The sequence below is a fragment of the Rhodovulum sp. PH10 genome (genome assembly GCF_000293785.1).
Taxonomy (GTDB): domain Bacteria; phylum Pseudomonadota; class Alphaproteobacteria; order Rhizobiales; family Xanthobacteraceae; genus Rhodoplanes.
Window position 1 is genome coordinate 1 of the sequence record NZ_AKZI01000103.1, and the last position, 10548, is coordinate 10548.

Here is a 10548-nt window from a genome sequence, read left to right on the forward strand (position 1 = left end):
ATCACAACCGATTCCCGAGACTCAACAACTTCTCGGATCGGCTCTCAGTTCGATCGGTAACATGGCCCTGAAGCTGGAAGAAGCCGGCGTCGATGCCCTGGTCTTTTTCAATCGGTTCTACCAGCCCGATATAGATCTTTTGCGCCTCCAGGTTCTCGACGACCTCAACCTCAGCGAGCCGAATTAAGCGCGCCTGCCACTGCTTTGGCTGGCCGTTCTCGCCGGCCGCACCAAGGCGTCGCTCGCCGCCAGTTCCGGCGTCACCCGTTCAGACGAGGTGGCGAAATGCCTGCTGGTCGGGGCCGACGTCGTCATGACTACCTCGGCGCTATTGCGCCCATGCCCCTCTCCAGTGAGTCGGTTGGCGCGCTGGCGACGGCGCTGGCCAAGGCCCAGATCGAGCTCGCCAAGGCCGAGAAGTTGCTGGTCGGCTCGATCCCGGTGACCGGCGACGGCAAGGTGAGCGCAATTCCGCTACGCCCCGCTGTCCATCGGCATCGATCTTGTCCGCAAGACGCTGGGCCGGAACGAGATCGCCGTGGTGCAGAGGACCGCAAGCGATGCGGCTGTCGGCGTCATCACGCTGACGACGACGCTCGCCCACGACGCAAGAAATCGTGTTGTCATCGCCGGGGGGTGGGTCGCGCGCCAGCGCCAACGCGCCATAGTCATGGAGAGACGTGGTCACCCTCGGAAATCCCGATCGCATTCAGAGCGCTGGCTGTGTTGGACGACAGACAACTACAGCGGCCGGCGGTGAGCAAGAAATTGAGCTGTGCGGCGAGCCCAGCCCTCGCGGGCAAGGAGCGCAGCCGCGATGCGTCCGATGTGGCCAATCCCGAGACAGACTGCCCACAAATCCGACGCCGCGCTGCCGAATTGCGCCTTGTAGGGCTGATCGCCGATCGTCAAATCGATACCCCGCTCTCCGCGGCGAAGGCAGTCGAGCACGATGTCCTCGATCAGCAAAAGGCCGACCGACTCGTTCCGGAAGCCCGTGTCGAAGCCGCTCAGCAGCAGGTGGAAGGCGCCGCCGACGACGATCCCGAAGCCGGCCGCGATGGTGCGGTCGCCAAGACTCATGACGTAGGCACGCGCCGGCGGTGTCTTGCCGCCGATCTCCCGGTAGAACGCCGCGTAAGCCGGCTGGGCGAGCAGGTCGACGATCCGGCGGGCCTGGAAGCGCTCGCGCCGGAACGCGCCGACGGCCTCGATCGCCGCGGTGATCCGCTCGCCGTCGCTCAGCATCCGCGTCTCCAGCCGTCCCTGTCTGGCGAGCTTCCGGCGCTTGCCGTCCAGGGTGCTGCCGCGGCATTTCCCGTGGGTACGGGTGCGCCACGCCGCGCGCGATCCGCCCGGATCGAGGAAATGAGCGTGCACCGGCATGGCCGACGCGAGGATGTCGCCGAGCAGCCCGAACGTCGCGAGCGCCGCATCGGGCACCTTGCTGACGAGGACGAGATCAACGCCGTGCAGCGCGGCGCGCACCCGCGCCGTCACGGCCCGGGTTGAGACGAAGGGCGCAAACGCCGGATCGACGACCGCGGCGCAGTAGTCGGAGACGCCGAGATCGGCGAACCGGGCGACGCGCAGACCGAGATGGCGCCGCACTACGAGCGGCAGGACGACGACGAGCCGGCGCGAGCGTCGCTCGCGCAGCGTGACGATCAGGGGACGCGCCGCGGCGGCCGGGACCAGCCGCCCGTACAGGCCGTCGAGCCAGACCGGCGACTGGAACGCCGTCGCGGCCGCCCGGTCGAACAGCGCCCGGTACTCCACCGAAAGGAAATCGAACTCCGGTGTCGCCTCGACGACGACATCGTCGTCGGTTTCGACGTGTCCGGTCTGCGAAGGCGAAACGAGGAGGCCGGACATCGCGGCATTTGCTTCCGGAGTTCGGATCGTGGCGGGAGCGACAGGCCACCCGCGGAGGCCGAGCTCGATCATGGTTTCGAATTGCTACCGGAGGATGTGCGCCGGGACAACAGTATGACCAAGAAAACCACGTCAGCGACGGACCGCGATCAGGGATTTGGTGAACAAGGCGACTCGTTCGCGCACGATCTCGGAATCCGGAAACAGGCTGCGCATGGCGTCGAAGGTGAGAAGCCGTGCATCGTCGAGGATGCCATAGGCCTGGTCGATGTCGGCGGCGCGGGGATAGAAGCCGCAGGCGCGGCGCTGGACTATCGACAGCCGCCACGGCTCCGGCAGCCACTGGATGAACGGGAGACGGAAATGCGGCTCGACCGGAAACCAGTAGTTCGGCGTCTGGACGAAGTGGCGTGGTGCGACACGCCTGATCTCGGCCGCCATGCGCTTCTGGTCCGTCCAGGTGCCGACATGCTCGATGACCGAGTTCGAATAGACGAGGTCGAAGCTGTCGTCGGCGAACAGCGTCAGGGCGCGCGCATCGGCGGCCACCGAGGTGAACCGCGGATCGTCGACCGGCACCGCCTCGAGATTGGACAGCGTGATCTGCAGCGCCATCCCGGCCCACAGATCGGCGAACGCGGCCCAGTGCTCCAGCCGCCCGCCGACGTCGAGAATGCGGCACGAGCCGCGTGCCGCCAGCACCTCGTCGGCCATCGCGAGAAACGAAGCAAACCTCCGGCGGCGAAATTCGTTCTTGTAGACGGCGTCGGGCTCGACGGAGAGAAACATTGTTGCCTCGTGCGGTGGCCTCGGTCGCGAACCGGCTCGAGGGGCGGGCGAAACTGGACAGTTCGGCTCTATACGCGGAGAATAGGCGTTGTCGTCAAGGCGCCCGCTCCGTGATACAGCACGTCCGCCGGCCCGCAACGCTCTCTTTCTCATGGACGAGTTTCCCTGCTTTTAACGATGAGCCTCGACACGCGTAACATTCTCGGCGTGGACGTTCTGTCCGTGACCGCGCCCGACGCCTTGCGCGCGATCGATGCCGCATTCGATGGCGGCGCGCCCGTGCTGGTCGAGTTTCTCAACTCGAATGTTTCAAACCTGGCGGAAGAGAACCGAGGGTTGAGCGAGGCCCTGAACGCCGGAATCGTTCTAAACGACGGCATCGGCGTCGATCTCGCCTCGAAGCTGCTCTACGGCCGTTTCTTCCCCGAAAATCTCAACGGCACCGACTTCGTGCCGTGGTTTCTCGCCCACACGACCCACCGTTTCCGCATCTATCTGATCGGAGCCGGCACCGGCGTCGCGGCGCGGGCCGCCGAGTCGCTGCGCCGAGTGGCGCCCCGGCACACCTATCTCGGCGCCCGCGACGGCTTCTTTTCCGCCGACGAGCAGGCCGCGGTCGCCGCAGCGGTCCGGGCCACCGGTGCCGACCTCGTGCTGGTCGGGATGGGCACGCCGAACCAGGAGATCTGGGCGCACACGCATCTGATGACGCCGGACGGGCCGTCGGTGTTCTGCGTCGGCGGGCTGTTCGATTTCGTCGCCAAGAACAAGCCGCGCGCCTACCAGTGGGTCCGGCAGATCCGCTGCGAGTGGCTGTTCCGTCTGGTCGTCGAGCCCAGGCGTCTGTGGTGGCGTTATCTCGTCGGCACCATGGTCTTCATTGTGCGCCTGTTCCGCGCCCGCTTCTCGTCCTGATGAGAGCGAGCAGGCCGAAGCGCCAGGCGACGGCGAGCCCGGCGATCGCGAACAGGGCCGCGTCCGCGGCGAGGGCCCACCGGGTCGCGCCCAGCAGCCATTCGACACCGCGGCTGGCGGCGACGAACGTCGCCGCGACGATCGTCATCCCGATCAGCGGTCCCGGCTCGACCGGGAACCGGTAGAGCCTCCGGCCCCGCACCGCCACGACCGCGCAGGCCGCCGCATGTGCGACCATCAGCGCCAGGGCGCCGCCGAACGCGCCCTGCGAGGGCACCAGCATGACGCCGAGCAGCACCGAGACGACCACGAAGTTGACCGAGGCGATCAGGTCCAGCACGGTCGCGTCGGCGAAGTAGATCACCTGGCCGAAATAGAAGCTGCGCAGCATCATGAAGCCGAAGGCGAGCGCGAACGGCGTGACGATCTCGTAGGCCGGCCCGGCGAAGGCGTCGCCGAGCACCAGCTCGGCGAGCGGATGACCGAACACGACGAAGAACGCCGCACCGAGCGTCGCCGCCGCGACGCAGGCCGTGAAGGCCTGCCGCATGATCGCCCGCGAGTCGTCGTGCCGGCCCTCGTCGGCGTGCTGCTTGGCGACCGTGATCAGCGCCAGCGCGATCGCCTCGCCGACCACCATGAAGCTCTGCCGCATCAGATCGGCGATGACGCCGTAGGGCCCGAGAACCGCGTTGCCGGCGTACCAGGCGATCAGCAGCCGGTCGGCGGTCTGGCCGAGCGCCAGCACGCCGAACGAGAAGATCAGCGGCCAGCCGTAGCGCACCAGCTGCAGCGCCGCCTCCTGGTCCGGCCGCGCCCGGCGGATGTCGCGCAGCGCCACCAGGCACGGCACGGCGGCGGCGATGTGCCCGGCCGCCACCGCCAGCGCGAGCGTGACGGCGGAGGGCGACAGCGCCAGCGCGACCCAGCCGCCGGCGAGCACGAAGACGGCGCGGCAGACCATGGCGACCGACACGGTGCCGGACTGCAGGCGGGTGCGGCTCACCTCGAGCGCGGCCTCGTAGATCGCCATGGCGCCGAACAGCGCGGCGAGCGCCGCCGTGAAGGCGAGGCTCCAGCCGGCCAGCGGCGCGATGATGAACAGGATCAGCGTGGTGGCGGCGACGGCGGCGATCACGAGGCGCGCATAGGTGGCGATGTAGCCGGGCGCCGTGGCCGCCCGGTAGCCGCCGAAATAGGCGAACTTCATCCACTGGGCGGCGAAGCCGTAGGCGATGATCGCCCAGGCGAAAATCAGGATGTAGACGCCGTACTCGGCCGGTCCGAGCACACGGGCGAACAGCGCGACCGAGGCGAGATTGCCGGCCGCCGACACCACGCGGGAGCCGAGATAGAGGACGAGATCGGGCGGTCTCATGGATCGTCGGACATCCGGTCGGGCGGATCCGGCCTGGAGGATCCGGGCCCTTCGCGGACGCTTCGATTGCGTCGTCGCGTCCGTTGCGGCTATTTAGGCGCGCTGGGAGATCGGGCGCGGGGACGGGATTGGATCACGATTGATGCCGCTTCGACAAGGAGAACCGCTGCGTGTCCTGCAAATCCTCCACACCGACGAGCGTGGCGGCATCCTGACGCTCGCGTCCGCGCTGGAGCGCGGGCTGGCCGCTCACGGAATCGGCGTCGACACCGAGATCCTGTTTTCCCGGCCCGGCCTCGGCGCCGTGGCGAAAGCCCGCGCCGCCGCCGCCATGGCGGCCCGGCTGCGGCGCGACGACCACGACGCGGTCATTGCCTATCAGGCGACCGCGTCGATCCTGGTCGGCCTGTTCGCCGGTCGCCGCGGTGGCCGGCGGATCGTCCACCAGACCGCCATCCCGGGAGCGACCGCGCGGCCGCTGCGGATCGCCGACATGCTGGTCGGCACCGCCGGCCGTTACGACGCCAACATCGCCAACACGGTGTTCACGCGCGACGAGTTCCGTGCCTATCCGGCGCGTTACCGCCGGTCGCTGATCCTCATCGAGCACGGCGTCGAGCCGCTCCGGCCGGTGAGCGACCGGGCGACGACGCGGCGTCGCTTCGGCCTGCCGCTCGAGGCGCCCGTCGTGCTGACGGTCGGCCGCCCGACGCCGCAGAAGAACCAGGGTGTGCTGATCGAGGCGCTGCCCGGCCTCGGCGATGCCGTGCTGGCGGTCGCCGGCGCCGGCAGCGACGAGACCGCGCTGCGCGCCGCCGCGGCGCTCGGCGTCGGCTCGCGCGTCCGCTTCCTCGGGGCGCTGGCGCCGGAAGACGTCGCCGACCTTTACGGCGCCTGCGACCTGTTCGCCTTCCCGTCGGTGTGGGAGACGTTCGGGCTCGCCGCCGTCGAGGCCGCCATGGCCGGGTGCCCCATGGTGGTCTCCGACCTGCCGGTGCTGCGCGAGGTGTTGGGCCAGCCGGCCGCGCCGGTCGTCCACCTGCCGCCGTTCGACGTCGCCGCCTGGACCGCGGCGATCCGGACCGGGCTTGCGGCGCCGCCGCCGCGCGCCGCCCGCGATGCCTTCGCGGCGGCGCTGTGCCGGCGCTACAGCCCGGCCGACATGATCCGCCGCTACGTCGCGCTGCTGCGGACCGGCCGGGCCGACCTCGCTGCCGTGCCGGCGATCGAGCCGGAGACGACGCCGTGAGGACGGTCCTGCGCCGGCTCGTCGCTGCCGCTGCCTCCGTGGCCGTCGCCGTGTTCGCGCTCGGGGCGGCCGCTGCGGCCGAGGACGCGCCGTTCCGCCGCGGCGTCAGCCTGCAGGCGTTCACGTTTCCGGCGGTCGTCGGCGGCGGTTACGCGGCGCAGGCCTATCCGGGCGCCGACGCGACGGCGGTCCGCTTCGCCGTCGCCGGGCTGCGCGGCCTCGGTCTCGACCATGTCCGCCTGCCGGTCGATATCGGCCCGCTGCTGCGCGACGATCCCGCCGGCCGGCGGCGGCGCGCGCTTCTCGATGCCGTGCGGCCGCTGATCGGCCGCCTGCACGCCGACGGGCTCGGCGTCATCGTCACGCTGGTCGCCCCGGGCCTCGGCGGTGCGATTCCCGAGGCTTGGCTCGACGGGCCGGACGGGCCGCGCTTCCTGCGCTATGCGACAATCGCCGAGACGCTCGCCGCGGCGCTCGACGACCTCGGCGGCGCGCCGCTGGCACTGGAGCCGATGAACGAGCCGCAGCGCGCCTGCCGGCGCACCGACGGTCCCGACTGGGCCGTCCACCAGCCGATCCTGCTCGCGCGCCTGCGGGCGGCGGCGCCGCGGCTGTGGCTTGGCGTCACCGGCGGCTGCTGGTCGAAGGTCGAGGGGCTGGATTCGGTCGACGCCGCGCTGCTGCGCGACCCGCGGACCTTCCTGTCGGTGCACTTCTACGACCCGTTCCTGTTCACCCACCAGGGCACCGACTGGGCCCTCGACATCATGCCGCTGGTGACCGGCCTGTCCTATCCGCCGCGCGCCGAGCAGGTGCCGGAGGCGCTGGCCGCCGCCCGCGACAAGGCGGGCCGGGCCGCCTGGCCCGAGGGCGTGCGGCGGGAGCGGCTGGCCCGGGCGGAGGCGTCGCTGCGCCATTACCTCACCACCGATCCGCGCCCGGCCTTGCGCGAAACATTCGCGGATCTGCGGCGGCGGGCCTCCGGGCTCGAGATCGCAGCGGGCCGGATCGTCGTCACCGAGTTCGGCGCGACCCGGACACCGGATCGAGATGCCTCCCGCGCACGTTGGTTGCAGGAGGTGTCCGGGATGATCTCGGCGGAAGGCTGGGGCTGGACCCTGTGGGTGCTGCGCGAGGGGCCGTTCGGGCTCGACCGGCCGGACGGTCGTCTCGATCGATCACTTTTGCAGGCCCTGGGCCTTCGGGCGCCAAACGGTTCCTTTCCGTAAACACGTTTGTGGCATTGAAGTTACGAGCAGGCGCGGGCGACGCTCCCGCGAAGTCGATACCAGGCAGAGGGATGCACGGCGGGACGTGGTGTCCCGTTCCGGTGCACCAACGGTGCGGAGGGGACGCCCGCGCGGCTCGCCGATCCGGCCCAGAGGGTCAGTATGTTCGTTCTTCGCCCTGACGACACACCAACCGCGGGCCGCCGGAGCGCCCCCGGCCCGGCGGCCGCCTCGGCTGCCGCGGCCGCGTCTGCCGCCGCGGCTGCTCCGGCCATGCCCGCAGGGCCGGGCATGGCGGCCGGACCGGCTGCTGCGTCGCCGCTGCGACCGGTCTGGATGGGGCTGGCGGTCAGCGTGCGCCGCAATCTGCCGCTCGTCGGCGCGACGGTGCTGCTCTGCATCGGCTTGACGGTGCTCTACCTAGTTGTCGTTCCGCCGACCTTCGTCGCCACCGGGCGCATCCTGCTGCAGCCGTCGGAGCCGCGGGTGGCGTCCAACGCCCAGGCGAACCGCAGCGGACGCGAAACCGCCGCCATGGAGGCGGAGAGTCAGGTGCACCTCCTCACCTCGCGCGCCGTGCTCGACCGCGTCATCGCCGCCGAGAACCTCGACACCAATCCGCTGTTCGGGGCCAAGCCGCGCGGCATCCTGTCCCGCATCCTCGGCTTCGGCCGCGTCGACGATCCGCAGGCGCTGGCGCTGCGCGAGCTGGAACGCTCGATCTCGGTCGGCCGCCTGCAGAACTCCTTCGTGATGACGGTCGGCGTCCGCAGCGAGAACCGCGAACTCGCGGTGCGGCTCGCCGACGCGATCATGACCAACTACATCGCCGAGGAGGCCAAGGCCCGGGCCGGCACCGCCGGCCGCGCCGGCACCTCGGCGGAGCGCCGGCTCGGCGAGCTGCGCGCCCGTGTGCGCGATGCGGAGGAGCGCGTCGAGCGCTACCGGCGGGACCACGGCATCGTCACCACCGGCGGCCAGCCGCTGCTCGAGCAGCAGATCGCCCAGCTGTCGACCGAGCTGAGCGAGTCGAACGCCAAGACGGAGCAGCTGAAATCGACGCTCGCGCAGATCCAGCGGGTGCAGAGCGGCGCCTCCGATCTCGACGCGCTGCCCGAGGCGTTGCGCACCGGGACGATCGAGACCCTGCGCTCGCGCCTCGCCCTCTCCCGCCAGAACGTCGCCAATGTCGACGCGACGCTCGGGCCGCGCCATCCGCAGCGCCGGGTCGTCGACGCCGAGGTGAACGAGGCGCGGCAGCTCGTCGACCAGGAGCTCGCCAACATCGTGACCGCGACGACGTCCGAGCTGGAGCGGGCCCGGACGGTCGCGGCCAGCGCGCGGATGCGGCTCTCCGGGCTGGAGAGCGATCTCGCCAAGTACAACGACGCCGCGGTCGGGTTGCGCGAGCTGACCCGCGAGGTCGATGCCGACCGGGCGATCTACGAATCCGTGCTCGCCCGCTCGCGCGAGCTGAACGAGGAAGGGCGGCTCGAGGAGGAGCCCGCCCGGATCATCAGCAAGGCGACGCGGCCGCTCGATCCGGTCGGACCGCCGCCGCTGCTGTTGCTCGCCGCCGCCCTGCTGCTGGGGCTCGGGCTCGGCTCGGCGCTCGCCTGGCTGCGCGATCAGCTTCGCGCCGGCGCGCGGTCGTGACGGCGTCGGACACGCTCTCCGTTCCGACGTCGGTCGAGACGCAATCCGGACGCTCGACGTCGTCCGCAGCCGCCATCGCCATCGTGATCGCGGCGCTGACGTTCAATCAGGTCCTCGCCTTCGTCAACGCGTCGATCACGCCGGTCACGCCGCTCTATGTCATGGCCGCCGAGGTGCTGATCCTGGCCGCCGCCGCCTCGCTGGTGTGGAACCGCAGCGAGAGCCTTTACCCGCTCTCCGTCGCGCTGGCCGCCTGGCTGGTGTTCGCCATGACGATGCGGTTCCAGCTCGATCCCAAGGTGCTGCGCGACGCCTTCATTCCGGTGCTGTTCTATTTCCTCGGCCGGCGCTGCGGCACGCCGGAGGTCTGCGATCGCCTGGTCGCCCTCTCGATCGCGGTCGTCGGCGCCTTCGCAGTCATCGAGTGGGCCTTCCTCGACACCTACATCCGCTGGGTCGACATCCTCGGCTACTATCTCGCCAAGGGGAGCACCGAGGTGCTGCCGGGCGGGGACGGGCCGGGCCTGTTCACCAGCGGCATCCGGTTCGAGGGGCGCACGCTGCTGCCGTTCCTCGGCGAGCACCGGGTCTCGTCGGTCTTTCTCGAGCCGGTCTCGCTGGGCAATTTCGGGGCGATCGCGTTCGCCTGGCTGCTCCTGCGGTGTCGCGCCTATGGCTGGGCCTTTTTCGGCTGGAGCGCGCTGGTCCTGGTCATCCTGATCCTCGGCGATGCGCGTTTCGGCATCTATCTGTGCGCCGGCGCGGCGGCGATCTATCTGGTGGCCCCGCTGGTGCGGCCGGGCCTCGTCTTCGTCGTGCCGTTCGTGCTGGTGGTGGGGCTGATCGCCTATGCGAGCGCGCTCAGCGGGGTGGCCTGGGACAACACGCTGACCGGCCGTTTTCTGCTGTCCGGCCAGCTCCTGCTGACCCTCGACGGCTGGCAGTCGCTGGGGCTGGCGCCGACCGACGTCAATTTCGTCGACTCCGGCTACGCCACCGTGCTGTCGCAGTTCGGGCTGTTCGGCGCCGCCGGCCTGTGGGCCACCTACGTGTTCGGCACCCCCGCCGCCACCCCGGCGGCGCGGCGGTTCAAGCTGTTCGTCTGCTTCTACCTGATCCTGCTCTTGTCGATCAGCACGTCGTTTTCGACGATCAAGACAGCTGCGCTTCTCTGGTTCTTGGCCGGTGCTGCCGCGGAGGATCCTCCTGTCGAGCCAGGAGAGCAGTGCTTCACGGCCGGCCCGCCTCGAGGTGGCAGCTCTCCCCAGCACACTGCGCTTGCGTGAACGTACTCGTTAGAGCGTTTTCCACTTACTTTGGCGCAGGCCGATAGCCTGCGTGAATGAAGAAATTTGTGCATTCCCGCGGATCGACGGAGCGCAGGATCGCCCGGATCCGGCGCTGTAGCGGTCTCTGCCTAACAGAAGAGTCCTTGGTCGGATTCCCTTTTTCGGGCT

General features: G+C 70.1%; 8 protein-coding genes and 1 pseudogene. 6 read left to right on the top strand and 3 right to left on the bottom strand.

Annotated elements, in window-relative coordinates; genetic code table 11:
- Positions 1-187 (top strand): annotated as a pseudogene (locus tag A33M_RS25025) (hypothetical protein); the annotation flags it as partial.
- A 554-nt stretch (positions 188-741) separates the two neighbouring features.
- Here the strand turns inward: A33M_RS25025 and A33M_RS16395 are convergent.
- Together A33M_RS16395 and A33M_RS16400 are read right to left on the bottom strand one after the other, a co-directional pair.
- Positions 742-1947: a GNAT family N-acetyltransferase gene (locus A33M_RS16395; protein ID WP_040621130.1), complete on the bottom strand. Its 1206-nt coding sequence runs from the start codon at positions 1945-1947 to the stop codon at positions 742-744.
- 60 nt (positions 1948-2007) lie between these two features.
- On the bottom strand, positions 2008-2664 hold the full coding sequence (locus A33M_RS16400) for a class I SAM-dependent methyltransferase (protein ID WP_008389344.1): 657 nt from the start codon (positions 2662-2664) through the stop codon (positions 2008-2010).
- 222 nt (positions 2665-2886) lie between these two features.
- Between A33M_RS16400 and A33M_RS16405 the strand changes: the two genes are divergently transcribed.
- Complete coding sequence (locus A33M_RS16405; protein ID WP_008389346.1) at positions 2887-3579, top strand: WecB/TagA/CpsF family glycosyltransferase; 693 nt, start codon at positions 2887-2889, stop codon at positions 3577-3579.
- Here A33M_RS16405 and A33M_RS16410 read toward each other — a convergent pair.
- Positions 3542-4957: a lipopolysaccharide biosynthesis protein gene (locus A33M_RS16410; protein ID WP_008389348.1), complete on the bottom strand. Its 1416-nt coding sequence runs from the start codon at positions 4955-4957 to the stop codon at positions 3542-3544. The two genes, A33M_RS16405 and A33M_RS16410, sit on opposite strands and share 38 nt — an antisense overlap.
- 142 nt (positions 4958-5099) lie before the next feature.
- Between A33M_RS16410 and A33M_RS16420 the strand changes: the two genes are divergently transcribed.
- The 4 genes from A33M_RS16420 to A33M_RS16435 all read left to right on the top strand — a co-directional run bounded on the left by A33M_RS16420 (position 5100) and on the right by A33M_RS16435 (position 10377).
- Complete coding sequence (locus tag A33M_RS16420) at positions 5100-6206, top strand: glycosyltransferase family 4 protein (protein WP_008389350.1); 1107 nt, start codon at positions 5100-5102, stop codon at positions 6204-6206.
- Positions 6203-7435 (top strand): glycoside hydrolase family 5 protein, encoded by a 1233-nt coding sequence (locus tag A33M_RS16425; RefSeq protein WP_040621139.1) that lies wholly within the window; start codon positions 6203-6205, stop codon positions 7433-7435. The genes A33M_RS16420 and A33M_RS16425 overlap by 4 nt, the downstream gene beginning before the upstream one ends.
- A 336-nt stretch (positions 7436-7771) precedes the next feature.
- The gene (locus tag A33M_RS16430) at positions 7772-9091 is read left to right on the top strand and encodes a GumC family protein (protein ID WP_008389354.1); all 1320 of its coding nucleotides are present in this window, start codon (positions 7772-7774) and stop codon (positions 9089-9091) included.
- Positions 9088-10377, top strand: coding sequence for a hypothetical protein (locus A33M_RS16435; RefSeq protein WP_008389356.1), 1290 nt, complete (start codon positions 9088-9090; stop codon positions 10375-10377). The genes A33M_RS16430 and A33M_RS16435 overlap by 4 nt, the downstream gene beginning before the upstream one ends.
- Positions 10378-10548 lie beyond the last annotated feature (171 nt).